This is a genomic window from Buttiauxella agrestis ATCC 33320, from assembly GCF_000735355.1.
Lineage (GTDB): Bacteria > Pseudomonadota > Gammaproteobacteria > Enterobacterales > Enterobacteriaceae > Buttiauxella > Buttiauxella agrestis.
The window spans coordinates 36,289-61,476 of record NZ_JMPI01000074.1 but is presented as its reverse complement, the minus strand read 5'-3'; the positions used below and the strand labels follow the sequence as shown (position 1 = coordinate 61,476).

The following is a 25,188-nucleotide window of genomic DNA, read 5'->3' as shown; positions in this document are numbered from 1 at the left end:
AAGCACTCGAATTAATCCTTATATTTTATTGTAGGTCAAAAAAGTTATGACGAAGCTTGAGAAGTTAGATAACTTATTATATTACGTGATATTACTGTTTTGTATTACCTCTTTGATGTTCCTTCCTTTTGAACAAGGAACCTCAATGAAATTATTGAGAATCGCGGGGCAAATTTCTTTACTTCTTATAATACTGTCACCGACAAAGTATTTTAAAAGTGATGTGAAATATATTTCACTTTGTATTTTTACATTATCATTAATAACATTTACTTGGTTCCGCATTTATAAGAACTCAGAGTCTGAATATATTGGCGCTTATATAAACTATCGAGACTGGAGTCTTGCGGGTATTTTTTCGGCAATAACTTTTTTAGTTATCGCTAGCAAAAGACTTTACTCATCACAAATCAATAAAATACACTTAATTGTTTCTTTAGCTGTTAATATATCTTTGATTATATATGCGTATTATCAGTTCTTTGTGCTAAAGATGGAAAGAATACTCTTATCACTCGCCTATGGCCCTAATGCTACTGCTGCTGCATACATCATCTCTTTTGTATCTCTTTACGCTATGGCCTCAGTATCTTCGTCATTAAAAAAACATAAATTAGAAGCCCTAAGCGTATTATGGATACTTAACTATACTGCTCTTATTATGACAGGCACCAGAGCCGCAATTATAGCCTACCCAATTGCATTTGTTGTCATGTGCTATATGGAGTATAAAGACAAAAGAATACATATATCTAAGAAGTCATTATCAATACTATGCGTATTGCTAGCAATAATAATTGCTTCTATGGCAAAACCAATCATGTATAGAATCGACAACTTGCGGTCAGATTTAACACAGTATTCTCAAGATAATAGCAATACATCTGTTGGTGCGCGCTTTGCCATGTATAAAACTGGCTGGCTTTCATCCTACGATAATATTTTTGGTCAATCTCTCGAGCAAAGAAATGAAAAAATACAAATAATTGTTGAAAGTGACAAGAGTCTTTCCGCAGCATTGATATTTAAAAACGTACATCTTCACAATCAATTTATTGATACTCTTTCCACCATTGGCTGGGTCGGATTTATAATTGATTTACTACTCATTGTAAGCATTGCAAGGTTTGCCATCAGGAATAAACAATCCGTTCTATACGCATTCCTGATTCTATTCATCCTGTTTGGGATAAGTGATACATTAACATACGCGAAACCTATTCCTTTAGGCTGGTTGCTGCCACTAATGTTTATCTGCACATTGCATAAAAATAAAAAAGTATAGGCAATAAAAAAGCCAATCTTAATATTAAGATTGGCTTTAAGTTGAAATATAAAAAAAATATACACTATTCAAATGAACCTAGCAGAACTCTAATCTTGTATCTGAGCCTCATTAGCCAGGCCATGATATTGCTACGTGTTTTAACTCTCAACTCTTTATTTTTTTCGATACGACTATTTTCTATATGAGAATTTGACTGGCAGACTAGGGGGTGAGTAACAATATCAGTAAAGTATATATGTGACATAACATTATTATCGAAAAGAATTTTTCTATCATCAATTAAAAAGAAACCATGTGTCTCAAATAACTTAATCGCTGCTCTGCAATAACGCTCGTCAACGATATAGCAACACGCACGGGTCACTTTGTGTTTTTTGTAAGTTGCTTTTCTAAATAAGACATTGCCAATATTAACCGTTTTAAAGAGACTTAGTCCAAATAATTGGTAATCTGAAGTCCCCTCTTGTCCGCCCAAGACATAAGATGTCCCCATGGTTAATAAGTTTCTATTCTGTGATAGCGCACTTAATACCTGAGATAAACGTTCGTCGAATGTCACATCATCTTCCAGAATCAGCGCCCATTCCAAACTTTCGTCTATGATTTTTTGATACGCTTGTAAATGGCTCAATGTGCAGGCCATCTCAGGATCGGTCATTGACCCATAAGACGAATTACTATTAACACTGACATTATCTTTTATATTTTTATATGCATCTGTTCTGTAATCAACAGCATCAATAAAATCATACTGAATATTATATTGGTTCAACAATGATATTATTTTTTCTTTCCGATCAATATCATGTTTGAGTGAAATAATGAATATAGGGAAACACTCTTTAGTGTGATTCATTTATTGCTCTACAATTTGATTGTTTTATTTATTAATATATGACTTATATTTATATGCTATCACTGACTTTATTGCTTGAAGATACTTACCTTGATAAAGCTTGTGCTTGTATTCCTCTTTATATTCAGATCTAGATTTTGCATCAAAATATGGATCATTTCTCCATGGTGTTAAAAAATAAATATCGCGAAAGAAAGAAGATGCCGGATAATCAGCCCAGGCATGCCATGGCTTCGTGACACCAGTATAATGGATGAACACAGTTGAATCGGAAATATATTGTTTGAAGTGATTTTTATCTTTAAACTCAAATTCTGATTTAAGTGAGTAAATTGTATTAAATCGTCTATCCAGATAAATTAAGTATCCCTGCAAAACAATGTTTAATGCATCCTGATCGGGATATTTTAGACGGACGGATGAACTCTCATCAAGAAGAAGTGAAAAGACTTTACTTGTTAACTGTTGAGATTTCCATTGTGTTAAGTTCACATACATGACGCCTGAATTAAAATACAGGTCTTTAAAGTCAATGTTCAAACGTTGATAAGTTTTTTCCTGGATAGATGGAACATCTGGTACGACGGCCCCATAATGCTCACCAAAATCGAGCGACACTAATTCATTAATACTTCCCTTACAAATAACATCAGCATCAAGATAGAGCAGAGAACTTATTTCTTGGGAAAGATAATCGAAAGCTAACAAACGATAATAAATAGAAACAGGCCAAATAGAGGTGCGTGGTAATTTGCTTAATAATGCACTATCAACTTCAAAGAGTTCGATTTTAATTTTATATTTTTTTGTTAACAGCTCAACTTTATCTAAAAACTCGATACTATAGACATCTGAAAAAATAAAGAAACGACAATTAATGGATTTGTTATTTTCGGCAATAGAAGCAACTGATATAATTGTTCCAACTTGGTAGTTTACATCGGTACCATAGGCGATATTAAAACTTTCTCTTAGCTCAAATTGTTCGTGGCTATACTCTGTGATTTTTTTAGCACAATCTTTTAAGGTAATCATATTTATTTCCCACGAAAAACACGGAGACGGTTTTTTATCTTCCACGCCACACTATTTCTACGATGGAAAACTTTGAACAGAGAAAACCATTTGTTATCGCCAAGATAATTTAAACGTATGAGTTCTTTGTTTTTATAATAACACATTAAGAAAACCCCTTGATCATCATCAATGATTTTCCTTTGCAGCAAGTACCTTTGACAATTCCAGACTAATTTATGAAACTCACCCCAATGCTTAACTGAACCAACGATAGCACCACCGATAATAAAGACATTGTTATTAAATATACCCGACAAAACATCATTCATTGTCTTCAATGAAAATTGTTTACGGATCGTAAACAAATTAACCTTAGAGTCATCAAACGGATAATACCAGTTTTTGATACCATCAAGAGTCGCTGCTGAACGACAATAGCCAAAATCAACCCAAGCAACTAAGTTGTTTTTTATACTTCCTAATTTAATTGCCTGCATTACAAAATAAGATTTAAGATTGCATACAAGTGCATAATCGGGAGACCAGTATTCTGGGTTTTTTGCTTGCTGTGGAGATATTAATTTCTTAAATTCAGCATCATTCTGTATCTCAGTTATTTTTTTCCTGAACCTCCCAAAGGTGGTTCGCAAATCAACAGCAATAACTTTTGTTGGTTTTCCCGCTCTGATTTCCTGGATACGTTCAACAAGATCACTGGATGTAAAAACAATCATTTCATTATCCAGCGATGCTAAATTACTAAAGTTGCTTAGATATGTCTCAGCGGTCCTGTGAAGATAATTTGGATGTCCATTATCAACGGTCCAGTCACCTCGACCAATATCAAAAAAAGCGGTTACAATCGTTATAGACTTATTCATAAAGGTACCAACTAACTTATTATATTTAGAGGCAAAAATATTAAAATATAGATAAGGTTAGAATAATTTTTTAGCATAATAATTAATATAGCTATAGATACATTTTAAAATTAAGCCCTGCTTAAAGTAATGTTTTGCACTATATCTAAATTGATGACTAGTTGATGGTGATAGTAAACTAACTGACTGCCAGGGAGAGTTCTCTTTTGCTCTATTGAAATACTCAGATACAGGATAGTTCGCCCATATGTGCCATGGTTTGGTTGGACCAATATAATGGATAAACACACAAGAATTAGGAATGGGGTCAAAGACTTTATCTTTCTTCAACTCATAGTTAATACTGTATTGTGTATTAAACTTCCCATCGACAAAGCGGTCATTTCCAGCCAATAGAATATTAAGAACATCCTGATCCAAATGCGTTATCTTCTTAACTGCTTCCGGATCCTTCAACATATCAATGGCGCGCGTTGAAATATTATATTTCGACCACGCTGGTAAATTGATTAATAAAAATCCAGCATTAAAATAACCATTAATGAGCTTTGGAGTATCTAATGTAATTGATCTTTTTTTCCACCACTCGATATCACCTTCTGCAACAACAGCGGCAATTTCACTCTCATCAAAGCTAAGGTCGATTAATTCCTGGACAGAACCTTTACATACTATATCAGCATCAAGGTACAATATTTTATCAATTTTCCCGGAAAAATAATCTGCAATTATAAATCTAAAATAAGTTGCATAGGTCCAATTCTTTGTACTTGGCAATACCTTTAATTTCTCACAGTTAATTAAATAAACCACAATTCGAGAATTATATTGAGCCGCTAATGCATCAAATTTTTCACGGTCATTATCAGAAAAGTAATCAGTGAAAATGTGAAAAACAAATTTACTCTCAGGGTTTGATAATAAGACCGATGCTATAGAAATACCGCAACCGAATAGGAAATTTTTATCAATCCCGTAGGAGATATGAAATGAATTAGCATCATTTTTATCAGTGCAATGATCGAACTCTAACTTAGTGAGAATGACATCTTCTTCCGCAAAGTAATCTTGGCTCATATCGAACTCTTATTCTTAATAGATGATATTATTTCATTCATATTTTTATGATAAACCTCAGAATAAAACATTGAGATAGAATGCTTAACAGCCTGGCTGTCAAATACAATCAGATGGTTAACCTGTTGGTTTAAATGAAATATAAACTTATTTAATTCAGATGGTGGATAAAGGAAGCCATTGACCCCTTCCTTAATAATATCTTCAGGACCCGCAGTACAATTTGCGCTGATGCATGGAATGCCGTAGGACATAGCTTCGAGTAGTACCATTCCGAAACCTTCAAACGATGAAGTTAATAAGAGAGCACTCACTTTTTGAATTTCGTTCTGCACAAGCTCCCAAGGCTTTTCCTGCCAACCATGCCAAATTATCTTGTCATCAACTTGCAGTTCGCGGCCATAGGACTGGCATTTTTGGAAATCTGAGCCATCACCAATGACATGTAATTTCCATGGCCCATCGACACTTGCCAGCCCATCAAGTAAGTCTTTAATTCTTTTTTGACCCTCAAACTTCATTCGGCCCATATATAGAAAAGTTGCGACTTCATTTTCTGCCGGTGCCGGGATCGTAATATTCTGTCTGGTGACGGGGTTATAAATAAGGCTGATCCTTTTTTCCGGTACGCCTCTGGCAAGTATTTGTTTTTTTATACCCGTACTAATTGCTAAATGATGATCTGCATATACTATACATTCCGCATGCTTTTTATGGTCAAGTGAAAAATGCGGCCACGAAAATAGAACAAATGATTGCTGACTCTTGAGTCTCGCTTTGCTTGCTAACATGCATGACAGAACATCAATGCAAATAACAACATCTGGTTTGTTATTTTTTAACCAGCGGTCGAAATTGTTAATATGTTTTAGTCGACGAAAAAAACTGAGCTTAATCTTTGAAAATGAACAAGTGTAATCAATTCCCTGTAACCACTTCTTATCCATATTGTCATTACGACAAAAAAAGAACATTTCGCAGCTATCGGGCATATCTTTATTTTTTAATGAAAGTATAACATCTCTAATTACGGTTTCCATTCCACCAAAACCAGAGACAGCCTCTCCAACAAATGCAATTTTCATTGATTCATCACTTATTTTGATTAAAGCGATTTACGTATTGTTCTTTCACGAATACGTTGAGCTTTTATTTCAGTTTGCTGAAGTAAATCGCTTTCTTTGGAAAAGATATCGCGCAATGGCTGCATGAAATAGGTGGAAAGGAAACGGTAACGATCGCGTTGAGTTAGCCCGATATTCAATGATGAAAAATACAAACCAATTAAATCTTTATCCCGCCAGCGCTTTGGTACCGAGCTTCTAATTTGTGCACGATGGAGATCAATAACTGAGATTTTCAGGTTGTCTTCATCTCCTGCAAAAGGGAGATGTAGTAGAAAATGGCAGATATAGCAGTCACGGTGATTAACTCCACCCTGATGCATTTTGCGAACCATTGTTGCAACCCTATCAATCAGCATTCGCTTTGTACGTGGCGAGGGCGGGTTAGTTGCCCAGTCGGCACAATAATCTTCCAGACTTATTGTCGGTGTAAGATCTTCAGTAATAATGAAAGATTCTTTATTGATTGGGTTTAATCCCTTCTCCCCGAAGCCAACCCCTTGCATGGTATCAACATCTAATTCATAGAGTCGGTGTATTGCCTTCCATTCCCGATCGGCACCTAATACCGGCATGCGCAAGGTGATAAGGTTTTTCACTACTTCTTTAAATGCAGTGCCTCGATGCCATTTCAGAAAGTAACTTTTCCCAGCTAACTCAAACCGTAATGTGCGGCGAGTTTCAAGCTCCCGGAAAACTTCACCCTGCAATTTTGCAACTTCAGCAAAGGGATCTTTTCCACGCCATAAGGTTACAAGTGGTTCTTTCAACTCAACCATTAACTTTACCCGTAATAATATCAGCGGCCTTTTCAGGCAAGCTGTAGATATCTTGCGTATCTGCATAGTGGCGTGCATTTGCCGCCCACTCATTCAGGCGCTCGCGTTCTGTTAATGCTGTATACAACGCACTGTTCAATTTTACCTGATCAAACAGCTCGTTTATGACAACACCGCATTCCGCAGCCGCAATATGATGCCCGTAGCCGCACACTGAAGTCGTAATGACTGGTAAACCTGCAGCAATCGCTTCCAACAGCACAATCCCTGCAGCTTCTTGATACGCCGGATGTATAAGCACATCGGCCGCAGCCATCAATTCAGCCACATCGTTACGCCCGGCAAAGAAATGGACGTTTTTATGGACACCAAGTTTTTCTGCCAGAGCTTCATAGCGTCCTGGTTTATCCTGACCAACGACCATTAATACGGTGTTATCCCGGACCTTTTCAGGTAGCGACGCCAGTGCATTAATCGTTCTATCAACACCTTTGCGACGAAAATCTGAACCGACCTGTAACATCAGATTTTGTTGCTCGCTAATTCCATTTTTTTCACGATACCGCGAGCGGCTACCGGGTGCCTGTTGGTTATATTTGCGATCGGGGTAAATACCTGGCGGCAGAATATGAAAACGCTCAGATTCAGTGTGATAGTGTTTTTGAAAATCGGCTATCTGCTTGTCTGTTAACATTAATAACTGAGTGGGTTTGCCGTGCTCAAAAACTTCGCGTTCAAACTCAGCATAATGCCGATAGCGGGATGTCAGGCGATAAAAGAATCCTTTTTCCTGAGCCACCTTTTCGGCATAACAAACATCAGCAGCGTAATAGACATCCAGACCAGGCATTTTATTAAAACCGACAACCTTATCTACAGTATGTTGCTGAAGATGAGCCTGCACCCAGCGATAATATTCAGCATTACGTCCGTGGTTTGTACGGGAAGTAACCGGCACCGTAATTAATTCAAATTCTGTTGGGTGCTCACCTTGCCAGGATTGCGTGTAAACACGCACGTGATGACCGCGAGCAGCAACCGTTTGGGCGATGCGCATAAAATCACGCTGCAAGCCGCCAAACGGAAAATATTTATACAAACAAAAGGCAATAATCATACTGACCCGCTCGTTTTAATGTCATTCGCCGCATCGGGTAACATCCTTTCAGTGGCAGCAATGACATCTTCAGCTGGAATGACTGACATGTATTTCTTATTTCGGTCAAGCTCGTCGCGGACAGGCATTGGCTCATAGTCACCCGCCCAAAACTGAATCACATTATTTGACCATGGGCGCCAGAAAACATGGTCGGTAGCCCCAAAAAGACAAATGATGGGGGTTTTTACCGCCGCGGCAATATGACCCGGAGCGGAATCGACACCGATAAATAGATCTGCATGGTCAATGAGGGCGGCTAATTCAGGGAATCGTGTTTTCCCCGCAAGAGCTGTCACTGGTCTCAATTGACATCCCCGAGCAATATCTTCCACACATTCTAAATCTTCAGCAGAAGGGCCAGATGTTAAAACTACGCTGTAACCTCTGGCCTGTAATGCATCAATGACTTTTGAGAATTTATCGTTGTCCCAACATTTGAATTGCTGGCGTGCAGTGGGCTGAATGACAACATAGTGGTTATCGACACCTACATCTTTCAACAAACTTTGCATTTTGACCCAATTTTTAGGGTCATAAGGCATTGTCGTTTCTTTGCAGATATCTGTTATTCCCAATGGGGTCACAACAGATAAATTACGTTCTACGATGTGCTCGCCTGAAATGGGCGCCAGATGAGTAAAACTATTTTTCCAGAAAGCCGATTGTCGGTAGCTATAGTCCTGGGAAATGCTCATTTTTGCGTTCAGGAGACGCACAAAAAACGGAACAACCCTTTGATCAGTAAGGTTGACAACCAAATCATATTTATTGGCGCGTAGTGTTTTTAAAAGAAACAGGAAATTCTGAATTTTGGTTATAGAACCAGCGCCTTTATTACTCAGCCCATACAGCATGTTTATTTCTGAATTTTCAGACAGTATGGGGATCGTATCCTGATATAGAAGCACATCAATCTTCGCTTCCGGGTAGTTTCTTTTTAGCGTGCTAATGACCGGAGTCGTCAGCAGCATATCCCCATGAAAACGCATCTTAATGACTAAAATTCTTCTAAATGATGGTTTTTCCACGCGCAGCTCTTAATTGTTGATAATGCTAAAGATATCAAATTTGCACGCTACCGCCCCAGGCTCAACAGCTACCCGAAGACTGAAAACGCACTCAATTTTTCGCAATAGTGTACCATTTCTTAATGTGTGATCCGATACGAATGTTTTTTCACCTATAAAGATAAAAATCACATCTATTACAATAAGATAAACGAACGCATCAATAGATACGCATCTCGTTAATTATCTGGAAAGCAAGTGATAAAACCCTTCAACTATTTCTGTAAAAATCCAAATATTTAATAATATTGAAGCTTTTTAACGCCAGTTTGCGCGATTTAAAGCAAATGGGGCAAAAGTGTTGGTAAAGCCGCAGTTAAATACATAGAATCCCCAGCACATTCATAAGTCAGTTACGTCCAATGCTCCAGTTGTTTTACACCACACTTTTCTATCTCATTCAGCCACTCATTTGGGTGCGCTTGTGGGTGCGTGGTCGTAAGGCTCCTGCGTATCGTAAACGTTGGGGTGAGCGCTACGGTTTTTATCGTAAGCCGCTAAAGCCTGGCGGCATTATGTTGCACTCCGTTTCCGTCGGCGAAACGCTGGCGGCTATACCGCTGGTTCGTGCACTCCGTCATCGCTACCCAGAATTACCGATAACCGTAACAACAATGACACCGACCGGCTCTGAACGAGTCATGTCAGCATTTGGCGGTGACGTCCAACATCTTTACCTGCCTTATGATCTCCCCGGCTCGCTTAATCGTTTTCTTGATAAGGTAGACCCTAAACTGGTTCTGATTATGGAAACCGAGTTATGGCCGAACCTTATATCAGCATTGCATAAACGCCATATTCCGCTAGTCATTGCCAATGCACGATTGTCTGCTCGTTCAGCTGCGGGCTATGCCCGGCTGGGCAAATTCATTCGTTCATTGTTACGCCGCATCACACTCATTGCGGCTCAGAATGAAGAAGATGGCGAGCGTTTCATAGCTTTAGGCGCAAAACGCAGCCAGTTAACCGTTACTGGCAGCCTCAAATTTGATATTTCAGTAACGCCGCAACTCGCTGCTCGCGCCGTCACACTGCGCCGCCAATGGGCACCTCATCGCCCTGTGTGGATTGCAACCAGCACGCATGAAGGTGAAGAAAACGTGGTGCTAGATGCACATCAGATGCTTCTAAAACAGTTCCCAGATTTGCTGCTGATACTGGTTCCTCGCCATCCTGAACGTTTCCCTGATGCGATTAATCTGGCTCGCCAGAAAGCGTTAAGCTTTATTACTCGTTCTTCTGGTGATGTTCCTTCTGCCAGCACTCAGGTTGTCATTGGCGATACCATGGGCGAGCTTATGCTGTTATATGGAATTGCTGACCTTGCGTTTGTCGGCGGCTCGCTGGTTGAACGCGGTGGACATAATCCTCTTGAACCAGCAGCTCACGCGATTCCTGTGTTGATGGGCCCACATACCTTTAACTTTAAAGATATTTGCGCCCGACTGTCACAGGCAAGCGGCCTGATCACCGTGACGGATACCGCTTCTTTGACTAAAGAGATTAGCTCTTTACTTACTGACGAAGATTATCGAAACTTCTATGGTCGCCATGCAGTGGAAGTGCTCTATCAAAATCAGGGCGCCCTACAACGTTTGTTGCAACTGCTGGAACCCTATTTGCCACTCAAAGCACATTAAGGTCTGACATGCAAAAGCGGGCTATCTATCCAGGAACTTTCGATCCAATCACCAACGGCCATCTGGACATCGTGACTCGCGCATCGAAGATGTTCGATACCCTAATTCTGGCAATTGCTAACAGCCCCCACAAAAAAACCATGTTCACCCTTGAAGAAAGAGTGCATCTTGCGCAAGGCGTTATAGCCCATTTGCCTAATGTAGAAGTGGTCGGATTTGGCGATCTGATGGCGAATTTCGCCAAAACTCAACAAGCAAATATTCTGGTAAGAGGGTTACGTACAGCGGCTGATTTCGAGTATGAGATGCAACTGGCTCATATGAACCGTCACTTAATGCCAGAGCTGGAAAGCGTCTTCCTGATGCCATCAAAAGAGTGGTCTTTTGTCTCTTCATCATTGGTGAAAGAAGTCGCGCGCCACGCAGGTGACGTCGCACACTTCTTACCAGAACAAGTACACCAGGCGTTGCTTGAAAAACTAAAGTGATTATTTCTGGCAATGGCGGCAATAAAAAGTGCTGCGTTGCCCGTGCTTGCTGATGACAATTGGCGCACCGCACACCCGACACGGTTCCCCTGTGCGGCCATAGACCTGTAGTTCCTGAGCGAAATATCCAGGTTTACCGTCCGACTGTAAAAAATCCTTCAATGTCGTCCCACCTTGTTCAATCGAACGTAGCAGTACGGCTTTAATCGTTTTGACCAGTAATTCGCATTCGTTTTTTGACAACGACTGAGCAGCACGGTCAGGGTGAATTCCCGCAGCAAATAACGATTCGCTGGCATAAATATTACCGACACCGACGACCAGCTTGTTATCCATCAGCCAGGGCTTAATCGCCATTTTCTTTTTCGCGGATTTTTCACGCAGATACTCAGCCGAAAATTCGTCGCTTAAAGGTTCCGGCCCAAGATGCGCCAGAACATTACTGCCCTCTAGCTCTTTCGCCCACAGCCAGGCACCAAAACGGCGCGGATCGGTATAACGTAGTACTTTGCCATTGCTCATGACCAAATCCACGTGGTCATGCTTTTCAGCGGGATAATCTTCAGGGAGGATGCGTAAGCTGCCAGACATTCCGAGATGGATAATAATCCAACCGTCCGGAAGCTCCAGCAGAAGGTATTTAGCGCGGCGCTGTACGCTCAGAACAGGTTTATCGCTAAGCGCATGAATTTCATCAGAGACAGGCCAACGCAGACGGCCATTTCGCACAATCGCATGCAGAATGGTTTCGCCAACCAAATGCGGTTCAATACCTCGGCGACTGGTTTCTACTTCAGGTAATTCAGGCATCTCTCCTCCAGGCTCAAAACCCTAAAACAAAAAAACCCCGCCGAAGCGAGGTTTTCATCAAAGATACTAAAATTATTTAATTTTAGCTTCTTTGTACAGTACGTGTTGACGGACAACTGGATCGAACTTTTTCAGTTCCAGTTTTTCCGGCTTAGTACGCTTGTTCTTCGTGGTGGTATAGAAGTGACCAGTACCAGCAGAAGAAACCAGCTTGATCTTCTCGCGAACACCTTTAGCCATGACTTAGTTCCTCTTAGTACTTCTCGCCACGGGTACGCATATCGGCCAAGACCGTTTCGATACCCTTCTTATCAATTACACGCATACCTTTAGCAGATACACGCAGTGTGACAAAACGCTTCTCGCTCTCAACCCAAAAACGGTGAGAGTGCAGGTTCGGCAGGAAACGGCGTTTGGTCGCGTTCATTGCGTGGGAACGGTTATTACCGGTCACCGGACGCTTGCCAGTAACTTGGCAGACTCGGGACATGTCTATTCTCCAAAAATCAAATTAGCTCGAGCTTCGTATAGGGTTATGGCGCCTCGTCAGGCCGCAAGCCTGGTCCCTGGCGGTTCAATGTGAACCACAGTGCCAGGCGCATAATGCCAAAACCCGAGATTCTCAAAGGTGGCGTAGTATACGCTGCATAACGCATGTGCTCAAGTCCCGAACAGACAAAGATCCCCAAGGATCGCCTAATTCGTTCTAAATCCACCCACGTTCGGCAAAAGAAACGTACTCTCCACGGCCAATAACAAGGTGATCGAGCACTTGTATTTCCATAAACAGGCAAACTTTTATGATGCGTTCGGTAATAACACGATCAGCTTTGCTCGGTTCTGCTCGACCAGACGGGTGATTATGCGCGAGTATTAACGCCGCTGCATTGGATTTCATCGCTTCGCGCACAATTTCTCTTGGATGGACCTCTACATGGTTCAGCGTTCCAGAAAACATTGGACAATGTTTAATCACCCGATGCTGGTTATCCAGAAAAATCACCATAAAGATCTCGCGTTCTGCATTCGTCAATTGGCTCTGGATAAACTCCCTGACTGATTCTGGTCCTTTAAGGGTTAGTTCTTCAACTCCACGCGAATAGTAATAACGCCTCGCCAACTCCGCAATGGCGTTGAGTTGCGTATATTTCGCTGCACCAATGCCCTTCACTTCCTTGAATTGTGAGTAATCTGCCGACAACAGCCTGCTAAGTGAACCGAACTGGTCCAGCAAATTGTGTGCGAACGCGAGTACATTCATATTATTGCAGCCAGTGCGTAAAAAGAGTGCCAAAAGCTCCACATCGGATAATGCGCTGGCACCAAATTTCAACAGCTTTTCACGCGGCATATTCGCCTTATCCAATTCCATTATTTCTTCCACCAGAACCTCCTTGCCCTTCTCTGGCCGTCATTGTGCACAACTCATCAAACACATTCGACATGCAGATTTCCTCCATGCGGGATGTCTCGCAAACAGCAAAAAGTCGATACCGAATGAGTGTGGTAAAATAGCCAGATGACTGTGACTTCTGGTGGAAAAATCATGATGGGGCTTTCTGGCAAAAAAATTGTTCTGGGTGTGAGCGGCGGAATCGCTGCCTATAAGACACCAGAGCTGGTACGCCGTCTGCGTGAACGCGGCGCGGAGGTTCGAGTGGTTATGACAGAGGCAGCCAAAGCCTTTATTACGCCTCTGAGTTTACAAGCCGTGTCGGGATATCCTGTGTCAGATAGCTTGCTGGATCCCGCAGCAGAAGCGGCAATGGGTCATATAGAATTAGGAAAATGGGCAGATTTAGTCATCCTGGCACCTGCCACAGCGGATTTAATTGCTCGCATTACCGCAGGCATGGCAAATGACCTTGTGAGTACAATATGTCTCGCAACCCCCTCTCCCGTTGCGGTCGTGCCTGCCATGAATCAGCAAATGTACCGGGCAACTGCAACTCAGCACAATCTTGAAACTCTCGCTTCGCGCGGTTTACTGATATGGGGTCCAGATAGCGGCAGCCAGGCCTGTGGCGATGTCGGCCCGGGTAGAATGCTTGACCCTTTAACGATTGTTGAAATGGCAGCTCAACATTTTTCTGTCATCAAAGATCTGCAACATCTTAATGTCATGATTACTGCAGGTCCGACCCGTGAACGTCTGGACCCGGTGCGCTACATCACCAATGATAGCTCAGGCAAAATGGGCTATGCGATCGCAGCGGCAGCGGCTGCACGTGGTGCAAATGTGACATTAATCTCTGGCCCAGTTTCTTTGCCTACTCCAGCCTGGGTAAAACGTGTTGATGTCACCACCGCTCTGGAAATGGAAGCCGCAGTGCAACAACATGTTCAGACGCAACAAATTTTCGTTGGCTGTGCGGCTGTTGCAGATTATCGTGCCGCAACCGTTGCAGACGAAAAAATCAAAAAGCAAGGCGATGAAATTACAATAAAAATGATAAAAAACCCGGATATTGTTGCCGGTGTCGCAGCACTTTTAACTCATCGTCCTTATGTTGTTGGGTTTGCCGCCGAAACAAATAATGTGGAAGAATACGCCCAGCAAAAACGCCTGAGTAAAAACCTCGACCTGATTTGTGCAAATGATGTTTCACAAGCAGGACAGGGATTTAACAGCGAAAACAATGCATTACACCTTTTCTGGCAGGATGGAGATAAAGTCTTACCTCTTGAGCGTAAGGAACTCCTTGGCCATCTTTTACTGAACGAGATAGTTACCCGTTATGATGAAAAAAATCGACGTTAAGATTCTGGACCCACGCGTTGGCCAACAGTTCCCACTGCCGACTTATGCAACTTCCGGCTCTGCGGGTCTTGATCTACGTGCCTGCCTGGATGACGCCGTAGAGCTAGCTCCTGGTGTCACCAAGCTGATTCCAACGGGGCTGGCTATCCATATCGCCGATCCGTCTCTGGCGGCAGTCATTCTGCCTCGTTCAGGTCTTGGTCATAAGCATGGCGTAGTTTTAGGCAACCTTGTTGGGCTGATAGACTCCGATTACCAGGGTCAGTTGATGGTTTCAGTCTGGAACCGTGGACAAGACCACTTCACTATTGAACCCGGTGAGCGTATTGCTCAAATGGTATTTGTGCCTGTCGTACAGGCTGAATTCAACCTGGTTGAAGATTTTGACTCCAGCGACCGCGGCGAAGGTGGTTTCGGCCATTCAGGCCGTCAGTAACTTCGTTTATACACGTAACCCCACAGCGTAAAAAATGTGAAAAAACCGCAAACTTTAAGTTTGCGAGCGCTGTGTGGCTACTTGCCTGACAAGTGCGTTATTTCAGGGGTATTTTAGAACATGGCAGAAAAACAAATTGCGAAACGGAATCGTCGCGAAGAAATACTTCAGTCTCTGGCCCAAATGCTTGAATCCAGTGATGGCAGCCAACGAATTACAACCGCCAAGCTTGCGGCGACTGTTGGTGTTTCCGAAGCAGCACTTTATCGACATTTTCCTAGCAAAACGAAGATGTTCGATAGCCTTATCGAGTTTATTGAAGACACTCTGATTACCCGTATCAATCTTATTCTGAAAGATGAGAAAGATACCCACGCACGTTTACGTTTAATCGTTCTCTTGATTCTGGGATTTGGCGAACGTAACCCTGGCCTGACTCGCATTCTTACCGGTCATGCATTGATGTTTGAACAAGACCGACTGCAAGGCCGGATCAATCAGCTTTTTGAGCGCATCGAAGTCCAGTTGCGCCAGGTCATGCGCGAAAAAAAGATGCGTGAAGGAGAAGGTTTCATCACCGATGAATCACTGCTGGCAAGTCTTCTTCTGGCATTTTGTGAAGGGACGCTGTCGCGTTTTGTGCGTAGCGAGTTCCGCTATTTACCGACCGATGATTTTGATACCCGCTGGCCGCTGGTTGCCTCCCAGCTTCAGTAATTGAAAAGGGCCTTTAAAAGGCCCTTTTTCTTATACACCGTACTGAGTACGGTAATCCTGTACAGCCGCTAAATGCGCGGCCATCTCAGGTTTTTCTTCCAGGTATTCAACCAGGTCTTTAAGAGTGATGATTGAGATCACTTTGCATTGGTAGTCACGCTCAACTTCCTGAATGGCTGAAATTTCTCCACGGCCACGTTCCTGGCGGTCCAGAGAAATTAGCACACCCGCCAGGGATGCATTGTTTGCAGCAATGATTTCCATTGACTCACGGATTGCCGTCCCTGCGGTGATCACATCATCCACCAGCATCACGCGCCCTTGCAGTGCACTACCGACCAGATTACCGCCTTCACCATGATCTTTTGCTTCTTTGCGGTTAAAGCAATATGGCAGATCAAGCTCGTGATGTTCGGCCAACGCAACGGCCGTAGTCGTCGCAATTGGAATCCCTTTGTAAGCCGGCCCAAACAGCAAATCAAACTCAATCCCCGAATCAACTAACGCGGCGGCATAAAAACGCCCCAACAGTGCCAGGTCACGCCCGGTATTGAACAGCCCTGCATTGAAGAAATAAGGGCTGGTGCGGCCAGATTTCAGCGTGAATTCGCCGAACTTAAGGACCTGCTTGTTAAGCGCAAACTCAATAAACTGGCGCTGATACGGTTTCATGGATTTGCTCCTATAAATTTCATTTATACATTTACCCGAAATAATTCGAGTTACATCATGGCGAGCGAATACTGCCAACGACAATGCAGCTTGAAGTATCACAGGTATAAAAAAGGCGACTCTCAGAGTCGCCTAAAATTAATTCTCTAACGCCGCCTTCTGCGCCGTTACGATTGTTTCAATTCCCCCTCGCGCCAGCGCCAGTAGCGCCAACAACTCTTCATGGGTGAACGGCTCGCCTTCTGCGGTGCCCTGAACCTCAATCATGCGCCCATCTTCCATCATCACGACGTTCATGTCGGTTTCTGCTGCGGAATCTTCAACATATTCCAGGTCGCACAGAGCTTCGCCTTTAACGATACCGACTGATACTGCTGCAACCATCCCTTTCATTGGGTTGGTTTTTAATTTCCCAGCAGCAACCAGTTTGTTCAGAGCATCAGCCAGCGCAACACATGCACCCGTAATAGATGCTGTGCGAGTGCCGCCGTCTGCCTGCAAAACATCGCAGTCCAGAGTAATGGTGTATTCGCCCAGGACTTTCAAATCCACTGCTGCACGCAGTGAACGAGCAATCAGGCGCTGAATCTCAAGAGTACGGCCGCCCTGCTTACCTTTTGCTGCTTCACGAGCATTACGGCTATGAGTTGCGCGCGGCAACATACCATATTCAGCAGTGATCCAACCTTGTCCCTGGCCTTTCAGAAAGCGCGGAACACCCTCTTCAACGGTGGCGGTACACAGTACTTTAGTATCGCCAAACTCGACCAGCACGGAGCCTTCTGCGTGTTTGGTGTAATTACGGGTCAGGGTGACTGGGCGCACTTGATCGACGCTACGACCTGATGGACGCATGGGGTTATCTCCGGCTAAAACGAATGTGGCTGCGCATTATACGGACTTCGCTCGCTTATTCCTATCCTGTCAGGCCGGGCATGGCTATAATCCCCACATCTATTACAGAATACGGTTACGAAATATGATCCGCAGTATGACCGCCTATGCCCGACGTGAAGTTAAAGGCGAATGGGGCAGCGCCTCCTGGGAGTTACGTTCGGTAAACCAGCGTTATCTCGAAACTTACATCCGCATGCCGGAGCAATTCCGTAGCCTCGAACCTGTGGCTCGCGAGCGTATTCGTACTCGCTTAACCCGTGGGAAAGTCGAATGTAACCTGCGTTTCGAACCCGATGCTCGTTCTCAAAGCTCTTTGCTGCTCAATGAAAAACTGGCTAAACAGCTGGTTGAAGCTGCGAACTGGGTAAAAATGCAAAGCGACGAAGGCGAAATCAACCCAGTTGATATTCTACGCTGGCCTGGTGTGATGTCTGCTCAAGAGCAGGATCTCGATGCCATTACCGCTGAAATCCTTGCCGCATTGGACGGCGCGCTGGACGACTTCATTATTGCGCGTGAAACAGAGGGTCAGGCACTGAAAGAACTTATCGAGCAACGCCTTGAAGGTGTGAGCGGTGAAGTCGTTAAAGTTCGTGCGCAAATGCCAGAAGTTCTGAAATGGCAGCGCGAGCGTTTAGTTGCCAAACTTGAAGACGCTCAAGTTCAGCTTGAAAATAACCGTCTTGAACAAGAACTGGTGTTAATGGCGCAGCGTGTAGATGTCGCTGAAGAGCTTGACCGCCTCGAAGCGCACGTTAAAGAGACGTACAACATTCTGAAGAAAAAAGAAGCTGTTGGCCGCCGCCTCGATTTTATGATGCAAGAGTTCAACCGCGAGTCGAACACCCTGGCGTCAAAATCTATCAATTCAGATGTCACCAATTCAGCTATTGAATTGAAAGTACTGATTGAGCAGATGCGCGAGCAAATCCAGAACATTGAGTAATGTTCATATTGAACTTTAAGCCCGCGCCATGCGGGCTTTTGTTAGTTGAGCTCTCTTTAAGCAATAATTTAACTAATCCATTTTAAATCCATCCAGCAATAAAAACCCATATATAACTGCCGATAAAAACATTTTTGCATTAGTAAATGTTATCGAGACCGCTTCGCTTTAAAAAAACTCAATCGTGATGTCATTCGCAAAACGTTACCCTCCCAGCGTTTAAATTGGGGGTATCAATGCTGTTACATATTCTTTATTTGGTCGGCATTACTGCCGAGGCAATGACCGGCGCGTTAGCGGCTGGCCGCCGTCGTATGGATACTTTCGGTGTAATTATCATCGCAACCGCCACGGCTCTTGGGGGTGGTTCAGTACGCGATATCCTCCTGGGGCATTACCCTCTGGGTTGGGTGAAGCATCCTGAATATGTCATCATTGTTGCCGTCGCGGCGGTACTCACAACTGTGTTTGCTCCTGTAATGCCTCACCTGCGCCGTCTTTTTCTGGTGCTAGACGCCCTGGGCCTGGTGGTGTTCTCGATCATCGGTGCGCAAATTGCGTTGGATATGGGGGAAGGGCCAATCATCGCAATAATTGCAGCCGTGGTAACGGGTGTGTTTGGCGGTGTACTACGCGACATGTTCTGTAAACGCATCCCACTGGTATTTCAGAAGGAATTGTATGCAGGCATTGCGTTCGCCTCTGCGGTGCTTTACATCGTTTTGCAGCACTACGTTTCCAACCAGGACGTCGTTATCATTTCCACATTGATATTTGGATTCACCACGCGTTTGCTGGCATTGCGCCTGCGCCTTGGCTTGCCCGTGTTTCATTACAAGCACGCGGATCACTAATTGCTAAACCCCTGAATTCCCTGCTGCGCCAGAAAAGCCGCAAGGGCCGCGATTTGGGGGTGATTCACAAACTCCACCAACTTTTTAGCTCTCCCGGGACCAATACCGGGAAGCTTTTGCCAGCTTAGTTCATCCCGGGCGACTAAATGCAGCCATTGTGAATCCGGCATTGTCGTGAGTACTGCTCTTGGTAGCGGCAGACCAAATGCCATCAACCATTTTTTAAACGGCTGCTGCCGTGTTTTCGTGAATTGCTGCCAAAGTTGCACGGTTTTGGCTGAAGAGAAACCGCTAATTTTTGATAACTCTTCCTGCGTGAGCGCCAACCAGGAAAAGATATGTTCCAGACTCAATTTTTGTTGAAGTTGCTGCCATGAACTTACGCTCACACCGTTGATATTCAAAACAGCGGGAGAGCTTATCCATGCCAGTCGAGCAATAAACTGCTCACGGCACCGGGTTTCGAAATACAAGCAACTTAAAGGCGTAATCATCTCTTTTGATGGAGGTTGCGGCTTATTACGCTGACTGACGCGCCAAACCACTTCATCAACTCGTGGAATCCCTTGCCCAGCAAGACTCACCATCACCTGATCACCAGGCGCGATATCCATAGTCTGCCAACGTTTAACTGAACCAATGTTGACGCGCTTAACTTGTTTATCATCAATCTGTAAAGGGTTCAGGTTTAGGACAACGGCAATTTTTCCAGTGCGTCCAATCGAGAATTGAACATCTTTAACTTCTGCAAGTTGCTGTGCTGGTGGAAACTTCCAGGCTATCACCCATGTCGCTTTACCAGGAAGCCAATGCTTTCCAGCTGGTTCCTGGGATTGGCGAATGACAATCCCATCCGTCACAAACGGTAGGGAGCCCGCAAACCAGGACTCCCGTAGTGTGGTGATATCGCTCATGGATTTAATAGGTTTTGACCATGTTTTAGTCAATGAGAAACCTGCTTTCTCAAGCGAGTTTAGCTTTTGGTTCATATCAGCGGGGCCATCAGGCCACGCCCAAATAAATATCCCCAATTCCTTGAGTAATCCCGCATCCCCCTTGCGCATCATGGCACCGGCGGCTTTTCCCCTGGCACTGATACTCCCCATTGTTTTCTGTACATGATTTTCCCTTTTCAAGAAAACCTCTCCCTGTAAAACACTGTTAGCCAGCAGACCGGAAAGCACTTTAGGAATGGCATCAATCATTTTGGCTTTTGCCGTCCAGTCCTGTCCTTTCTCGCCATCGCCACGGCTAAGGAGTTTGAGCAAACGACCCTGTTGATAAACCAGTGTTACCGCAACGCCATCCACTTTGGGCTGTACCCAAAGATCTGACTTGCCATTTATCCACTGTGCAACAGCCGCAGCATCCGGAAGTTTTTTAACACCGGTATGAGCAATCGGGTGCAGCACTTTCCCCTCCGTGAAAAGCTGAGGTTCTTGCGGTTGCTCCGCAGGGTTAAAGCAATGCTGCCATTCATTAAACTGACTGCGTAGCCCATCGTAGGTCGCGTCGCTGACAATACTGGTACCTTGTTGGTAATAGGCCCAATCCCATTCTGTTAGCTTTTCGTTCAGTTTTCCCATCTCCTTCTGGGCGTGCACAGGCGACCAGTCAGGGCAGGTTGCTGATGCCACTGAGCTGAGCAAAACCAGCAAACCGATAAGTTTTGTTATCCACAACATAAATCCCTCCATTTAAAACTCAGGAAGGTATAACGCCAGGAAGTAAGCATGACGAATGATGATTCAGCAGAATGCGAGAGGCTTTCACAGGAAGTTAATTTGTTGCAGTAACACGATGTGATCTTTGGAAAGTATTACGCAAAATGGCAGAAATATTGCCATTGAACGTGACAAATTCACCGTGACGGGAAGACGCCGTGTATAATAGGCCGGTATACGCACTTCTTTTTATGCTTACAGAATAAGTTAGAACTCATGGCTCAAGGCACGCTTTATATTGTTTCCGCTCCAAGTGGAGCAGGAAAATCCAGCCTCATCCAGGCTTTGTTAAAGACACAACCGCTGTACGACACGCAAGTTTCTATTTCCCATACCACTCGTGGTATTCGTCCGGGAGAGAAACATGGCGAGCACTATTTCTTTGTGGAAAAGGAAGAGTTTAAGCAGATGATTGCTGAAGACGCATTCCTTGAACATGCGGAAGTGTTCGGTAATTACTACGGCACATCTCGCCATGCCATTGAGCAAGTTTTGGCAACCGGCGTTGACGTTTTCCTGGACATTGACTGGCAAGGTGCGCAGCAAATCCGTGAGAAAATGCCGCAAGCCCGCAGTATCTTTATTCTGCCACCGTCAAAAGACGAGCTGGACAGACGCCTGCGTGGTCGCGGGCAAGATAGTGAAGAAGTCATCACGAAGCGTATGGAACAGGCTGTTGCAGAAATGAGCCATTACGCTGAATATGACTATTTAATCGTCAACGACGATTTTGACACCGCACTGTCAGATTTAAAAATTATCATTCGTGCCGAGCGTCTACGAATGGGTCGCCAAAAAGCGCGACATGACGCTTTAATCAGCAAACTATTGGCAGACTGAGCCCAGTTTCAGTATCATGCCCAGTCATTTCTTCATCTGTGGAGCATTTTAATTATGGCACGCGTAACTGTTCAGGACGCTGTTGAGAAAATTGGTAACCGTTTTGACCTGGTTCTGGTCGCCGCACGTCGCGCTCGTCAGATGCAAACTGGTGGTAAAGATCCACTCGTTGCTGAAGAAAACGACAAAACGACTGTAATCGCACTGCGCGAAATCGAAGAAGGGTTGATTACCAACCAGATTCTCGATGTTCGTGATCGCCAGGAACAGCAAGAGCAGGAAGCCGCAGAATTGCAGGCCGTTACCGCTATTGCTGAAGGTCGTCGTTAATTAGCCTGCGGGTAGCCCTTGTATCTGTTTGAAAGCCTGAATCAACTGATTCAAACATACTTGCCCGAGGAGCAGATTAAGCGACTTCGGCAAGCATACCTTGTTGCGCGTGATGCTCACGAGGGACAAGCACGTTCAAGCGGTGAACCCTATATCACCCATCCTGTAGCTGTTGCCTGCATTCTGGCCGAGATGAAACTCGACTATGAAACGCTGATGGCCGCTCTACTGCATGATGTGATTGAAGACACCCCTGCCACCTACCAGGATATGGAACAACTGTTTGGCAAAAGCGTTGCCGAACTGGTGGAAGGGGTATCTAAGCTCGATAAACTGAAATTCCGCGATAAGAAAGAAGCTCAGGCTGAAAACTTCCGCAAAATGATCATGGCGATGGTGCAAGATATCCGCGTCATTCTGATCAAACTCGCTGACCGTACGCACAACATGCGCACTCTTGGGGCGTTGCGCCCTGATAAGCGTCGCCGCATTGCTCGCGAAACCCTCGAAATTTATAGCCCCCTGGCACACCGTCTTGGTATTCATCACCTGAAAACCGAGCTGGAAGAACTGGGCTTTGAAGCGCTTTACCCGAACCGCTATCGCGTCATTAAAGAAGTCGTGAAAGCCGCACGTGGTAACCGCAAAGAGATGATTCAAAAAATCCTCTCGGAAATCGACGGTCGTTTGCAAGAAGCAGGCATTCCCTGCCGCGTCAGTGGCCGCGAGAAACATCTTTACTCCATCTACTGCAAAATGACGCTTAAAGAGCAGCGTTTCCACTCGATTATGGATATCTACGCTTTCCGCGTAATTGTTCACGATATGGATACCTGTTATCGCGTTCTTGGGCAGATGCATAGCCTCTACAAGCCACGTCCGGGCCGGGTTAAAGACTATATCGCCATTCCAAAAGCGAACGGATATCAGTCCCTGCATACTTCAATGATTGGCCCACACGGTGTGCCAGTTGAAGTGCAAATCCGTACCGAAGATATGGACCAGATGGCAGAAATGGGTGTTGCCGCTCACTGGGCTTATAAAGAGCAAGGCGAAAGTGGCACTACCGCGCAAATTCGCGCCCAGCGCTGGATGCAAAGCCTGCTTGAGTTGCAGCAAAGCGCAGGTAGCTCATTTGAATTTATCGAGAGCGTAAAATCCGATCTGTTCCCGGATGAGATTTACGTTTTCACCCCGGAAGGGCGCATTGTCGAATTGCCAGCGGGCGCGACACCTGTCGATTTCGCCTATGCCGTGCATACTGACATCGGTCACGCCTGCGTTGGTGCTCGTGTCGACAGGCAACCCTATCCGCTGTCACAGTCGCTTAGCAGCGGCCAGACAATCGAAATCATTACCGCACCGGGCGCTCGCCCTAACGCTGCCTGGCTGAACTTCGTTGTAAGTTCGAAAGCGCGAGCCAAAATCCGCCAGATGCTGAAAAACCTCAAGCGAGACGATTCCGTCAGCCTGGGGCGCCGTCTGCTGAACCATGCATTAGGTGGTAGCCGCAAGCTTGCTGAAGTTCCGCCGGAAAATATTCAACGTGAGCTTGAGCGTATGAAGCTCGCCACGCTTGACGATTTGCTGGCTGAAATTGGTTTAGGCAACGCCATGAGCGTAGTGGTGGCTAAGAATCTGCAAGGTGAATCATCGGTAATTGCGCAAGGAAATACACCCGCGCACAGCCACTTGCCTATCAAAGGCGCTGACGGTGTGCTGATTACCTTCGCGAAGTGTTGCCGCCCAATTCCTGGTGACCCGATTGTGGCTCACGTCAGCCCTGGCAAAGGGTTAGTTATTCACCATGAGTCCTGCCGTAATATCCGTGGCTACCAAAAAGAAGCCGAGAAGTTTATGGCGGTCGAGTGGGATAAAGAGACCGAGCAAGAATTCCTCACTGAAATTAAAGTGGATATGTTCAACCATCAGGGTGCATTGGCAAACCTGACCGCGGCAATCAATACCGCAGGTTCGAATATCCACAGTCTGAATACTGAAGAGAAAGATGGCCGCGTTTACAGCGCGTTCATTCGTTTATCTGCCCGCGACCGTGTTCATCTGGCCAATGTTATGCGCAAGATTCGCGTAATGCCGGATGTCATTAAAGTTACCCGCAACCGAAACTAGTGTTATGAATCCTCAACGTTATGCGCGTATTTGCGAGATGCTTGCCAGGCGTCAGCCTGATCTGACCGTCTGCATGGAACAAGTCCATAAACCTCATAACGTCTCAGCGATTATTCGCACCGCTGATGCAGTGGGCGTGCATGAAGTTCACGCGGTTTGGCCTGGTAACAGAATGCGTACCATGGCCTCTTCTGCTGCCGGAAGTAACTCCTGGGTTGAAGTGAAAACACACCGCAATATTGGCGATGCCGTTAGCCATTTGAAAAACAACGGGATGCAAATCCTCGCCACCAACCTTTCGGATAAAGCCGTCGATTTTCGCGAAATTGATTACACGCGCCCGACCTGCATTCTGATGGGTCAGGAAAAAACCGGTATCACACAAGAAGCACTAGCGCTGGCTGACCAGGACATCATTATTCCGATGGTTGGCATGGTGCAATCTCTAAACGTTTCCGTGGCTTCCGCCCTCATTCTTTATGAAGCGCAGCGCCAACGTCAGAATGCCGGAATGTATCAACGCGAAAACAGTACCCTGCCGGAGTCCGAGCAACAGCGACTGCTGTTTGAAGGCGGTTACCCGGTGCTGGCGCGCGTTTCTCGCCGTAAAGGTTTGCCCTACCCGCATGTGAATCAGCAAGGTGAGATAGAAGCTGATGCCGCATGGTGGGCCACAATGCAATCTGCGGAGTAGT

The 25,188-nt window shown here is 44.8% G+C and carries 27 protein-coding genes; 12 read left to right on the top strand and 15 right to left on the bottom strand.

From position 1 onward, the window contains the following. Positions 1-145 precede the first annotated feature (145 nt). The gene (locus GBAG_RS20905; RefSeq protein ID WP_246864892.1) at positions 146-1,285 is read left to right on the top strand and encodes an O-antigen ligase family protein; all 1,140 of its coding nucleotides are present in this window, start codon (positions 146-148) and stop codon (positions 1,283-1,285) included. Positions 1,286-1,349: 64 nt separating this feature from the next. On the opposite strand, the gene GBAG_RS20900 is transcribed toward GBAG_RS20905, so the two are convergent. From GBAG_RS20900 to rfaQ, 8 genes are read right to left on the bottom strand one after another with little or no spacing between them, the layout of a single operon-like run. Continuing rightward, positions 1,350-2,144, bottom strand: a complete 795-nt coding sequence (locus GBAG_RS20900) for a glycosyltransferase family 25 protein (RefSeq protein WP_034500008.1) — start codon at positions 2,142-2,144, stop codon at positions 1,350-1,352. A gap of 24 nt (positions 2,145-2,168) precedes the next feature. Next, the gene (locus tag GBAG_RS20895; RefSeq protein WP_051873767.1) at positions 2,169-3,179 is read right to left on the bottom strand and encodes a glycosyltransferase family 8 protein; all 1,011 of its coding nucleotides are present in this window, start codon (positions 3,177-3,179) and stop codon (positions 2,169-2,171) included. A 2-nt stretch (positions 3,180-3,181) separates the two neighbouring features. Further along, the gene (yibB, locus tag GBAG_RS20890; protein WP_034500005.1) at positions 3,182-4,042 is read right to left on the bottom strand and encodes a protein YibB; all 861 of its coding nucleotides are present in this window, start codon (positions 4,040-4,042) and stop codon (positions 3,182-3,184) included. Positions 4,043-4,099: 57 nt separating this feature from the next. Continuing rightward, on the bottom strand, positions 4,100-5,119 hold the full coding sequence (gene waaO, locus GBAG_RS20885) for a lipopolysaccharide 3-alpha-galactosyltransferase (protein ID WP_034500003.1): 1,020 nt from the start codon (positions 5,117-5,119) through the stop codon (positions 4,100-4,102). Then, positions 5,116-6,204 (bottom strand): lipopolysaccharide 1,6-galactosyltransferase, encoded by a 1,089-nt coding sequence (waaB, locus tag GBAG_RS20880; RefSeq protein ID WP_034500002.1) that lies wholly within the window; start codon positions 6,202-6,204, stop codon positions 5,116-5,118. Before waaB ends, waaO begins: the two co-directional genes overlap by 4 nt. Positions 6,205-6,224: 20 nt before the next feature. Continuing rightward, positions 6,225-7,022, bottom strand: a complete 798-nt coding sequence (gene rfaP, locus GBAG_RS20875) for a lipopolysaccharide core heptose(I) kinase RfaP (protein ID WP_034500001.1) — start codon at positions 7,020-7,022, stop codon at positions 6,225-6,227. After that, positions 7,015-8,139, bottom strand: a complete 1,125-nt coding sequence (locus GBAG_RS20870; protein ID WP_034499999.1) for a glycosyltransferase family 4 protein — start codon at positions 8,137-8,139, stop codon at positions 7,015-7,017. The genes rfaP and GBAG_RS20870 overlap by 8 nt, the downstream gene beginning before the upstream one ends. Further along, entirely contained in the window at positions 8,136-9,209 is a 1,074-nt protein-coding gene (gene rfaQ / locus GBAG_RS20865; protein WP_072011229.1) for a lipopolysaccharide core heptosyltransferase RfaQ, read from the bottom strand. The genes GBAG_RS20870 and rfaQ overlap by 4 nt, the downstream gene beginning before the upstream one ends. Positions 9,210-9,610: 401 nt before the next feature. Here rfaQ and waaA point away from each other — a divergent pair, with 401 nt between their 5' ends. Further along, on the top strand, positions 9,611-10,888 hold the full coding sequence (gene waaA / locus GBAG_RS20860) for a lipid IV(A) 3-deoxy-D-manno-octulosonic acid transferase (RefSeq protein ID WP_034499995.1): 1,278 nt from the start codon (positions 9,611-9,613) through the stop codon (positions 10,886-10,888). Positions 10,889-10,896: 8 nt separating this feature from the next. Next, complete coding sequence (gene coaD, locus GBAG_RS20855) at positions 10,897-11,376, top strand: pantetheine-phosphate adenylyltransferase (RefSeq protein ID WP_034499993.1); 480 nt, start codon at positions 10,897-10,899, stop codon at positions 11,374-11,376. Here the strand turns inward: coaD and mutM are convergent, their stop codons facing one another. The 4 genes from mutM to radC form a co-directional block, all read right to left on the bottom strand. After that, positions 11,377-12,186: a bifunctional DNA-formamidopyrimidine glycosylase/DNA-(apurinic or apyrimidinic site) lyase gene (gene mutM, locus GBAG_RS20850; protein WP_034499991.1), complete on the bottom strand. Its 810-nt coding sequence runs from the start codon at positions 12,184-12,186 to the stop codon at positions 11,377-11,379. It lies immediately after the preceding gene. Positions 12,187-12,258: 72 nt separating this feature from the next. Then, positions 12,259-12,426, bottom strand: coding sequence for a 50S ribosomal protein L33 (rpmG, locus tag GBAG_RS20845; RefSeq protein WP_002208990.1), 168 nt, complete (start codon positions 12,424-12,426; stop codon positions 12,259-12,261). A gap of 13 nt (positions 12,427-12,439) precedes the next feature. Further along, complete coding sequence (rpmB, locus tag GBAG_RS20840) at positions 12,440-12,676, bottom strand: 50S ribosomal protein L28 (protein WP_034461465.1); 237 nt, start codon at positions 12,674-12,676, stop codon at positions 12,440-12,442. A 216-nt stretch (positions 12,677-12,892) separates the two neighbouring features. Further along, positions 12,893-13,558, bottom strand: coding sequence for a RadC family protein (gene radC / locus GBAG_RS20835; RefSeq protein ID WP_034500106.1), 666 nt, complete (start codon positions 13,556-13,558; stop codon positions 12,893-12,895). 177 nt (positions 13,559-13,735) lie between these two features. Between radC and coaBC the strand changes: the two genes are divergently transcribed. The 3 genes from coaBC (at position 13,736) to slmA (ending at position 16,100) form a co-directional block, all read left to right on the top strand. Further along, complete coding sequence (gene coaBC, locus GBAG_RS20830) at positions 13,736-14,947, top strand: bifunctional phosphopantothenoylcysteine decarboxylase/phosphopantothenate--cysteine ligase CoaBC (RefSeq protein ID WP_156104918.1); 1,212 nt, start codon at positions 13,736-13,738, stop codon at positions 14,945-14,947. After that, the gene (gene dut, locus GBAG_RS20825; RefSeq protein WP_034499988.1) at positions 14,925-15,383 is read left to right on the top strand and encodes a dUTP diphosphatase; all 459 of its coding nucleotides are present in this window, start codon (positions 14,925-14,927) and stop codon (positions 15,381-15,383) included. The genes coaBC and dut overlap by 23 nt, the downstream gene beginning before the upstream one ends. A 120-nt stretch (positions 15,384-15,503) precedes the next feature. Beyond that, positions 15,504-16,100 (top strand): nucleoid occlusion factor SlmA, encoded by a 597-nt coding sequence (gene slmA / locus GBAG_RS20820; protein WP_034499987.1) that lies wholly within the window; start codon positions 15,504-15,506, stop codon positions 16,098-16,100. 30 nt (positions 16,101-16,130) lie between these two features. Here the strand turns inward: slmA and pyrE are convergent, their stop codons facing one another. Both pyrE and rph read right to left on the bottom strand, forming a co-directional pair. Continuing rightward, a complete protein-coding gene (gene pyrE / locus GBAG_RS20815) occupies positions 16,131-16,772 on the bottom strand; it encodes an orotate phosphoribosyltransferase (protein ID WP_034499986.1) in 642 nt (213 codons plus the stop codon). A 138-nt stretch (positions 16,773-16,910) separates the two neighbouring features. Further along, entirely contained in the window at positions 16,911-17,627 is a 717-nt protein-coding gene (gene rph, locus GBAG_RS20810) for a ribonuclease PH (protein ID WP_034499985.1), read from the bottom strand. A gap of 124 nt (positions 17,628-17,751) precedes the next feature. On the opposite strand from rph, the gene GBAG_RS20805 reads away from it, so the two are divergent. Beyond that, on the top strand, positions 17,752-18,615 hold the full coding sequence (locus GBAG_RS20805; protein ID WP_034499984.1) for a YicC/YloC family endoribonuclease: 864 nt from the start codon (positions 17,752-17,754) through the stop codon (positions 18,613-18,615). 236 nt (positions 18,616-18,851) lie between these two features. Continuing rightward, on the top strand, positions 18,852-19,469 hold the full coding sequence (locus GBAG_RS20800; RefSeq protein ID WP_034499983.1) for a trimeric intracellular cation channel family protein: 618 nt from the start codon (positions 18,852-18,854) through the stop codon (positions 19,467-19,469). Here GBAG_RS20800 and ligB read toward each other — a convergent pair. Further along, positions 19,466-21,154, bottom strand: a complete 1,689-nt coding sequence (gene ligB / locus GBAG_RS20795) for an NAD-dependent DNA ligase LigB (RefSeq protein ID WP_051873766.1) — start codon at positions 21,152-21,154, stop codon at positions 19,466-19,468. The two genes, GBAG_RS20800 and ligB, sit on opposite strands and share 4 nt — an antisense overlap. Before the next feature lie 255 nt (positions 21,155-21,409). On the opposite strand from ligB, the gene gmk reads away from it, so the two are divergent. The 4 genes from gmk to trmH are packed head-to-tail and all read left to right on the top strand — an operon-like array spanning position 21,410 to position 25,187. Next, the gene (gene gmk, locus GBAG_RS20790; RefSeq protein ID WP_034499981.1) at positions 21,410-22,033 is read left to right on the top strand and encodes a guanylate kinase; all 624 of its coding nucleotides are present in this window, start codon (positions 21,410-21,412) and stop codon (positions 22,031-22,033) included. 54 nt (positions 22,034-22,087) lie between these two features. Beyond that, the gene (gene rpoZ, locus GBAG_RS20785; RefSeq protein ID WP_034499980.1) at positions 22,088-22,363 is read left to right on the top strand and encodes a DNA-directed RNA polymerase subunit omega; all 276 of its coding nucleotides are present in this window, start codon (positions 22,088-22,090) and stop codon (positions 22,361-22,363) included. An 18-nt stretch (positions 22,364-22,381) separates the two neighbouring features. Beyond that, entirely contained in the window at positions 22,382-24,493 is a 2,112-nt protein-coding gene (spoT, locus tag GBAG_RS20780; RefSeq protein ID WP_034499979.1) for a bifunctional GTP diphosphokinase/guanosine-3',5'-bis pyrophosphate 3'-pyrophosphohydrolase, read from the top strand. Between the two features lie 4 nt (positions 24,494-24,497). After that, positions 24,498-25,187 carry a tRNA (guanosine(18)-2'-O)-methyltransferase TrmH gene (trmH, locus tag GBAG_RS20775; RefSeq protein WP_034499977.1) on the top strand — a complete coding sequence of 230 codons (690 nt, stop codon included), beginning with the start codon at positions 24,498-24,500 and terminating at the stop codon, positions 25,185-25,187. Position 25,188: the final 1 nt, after the last annotated feature.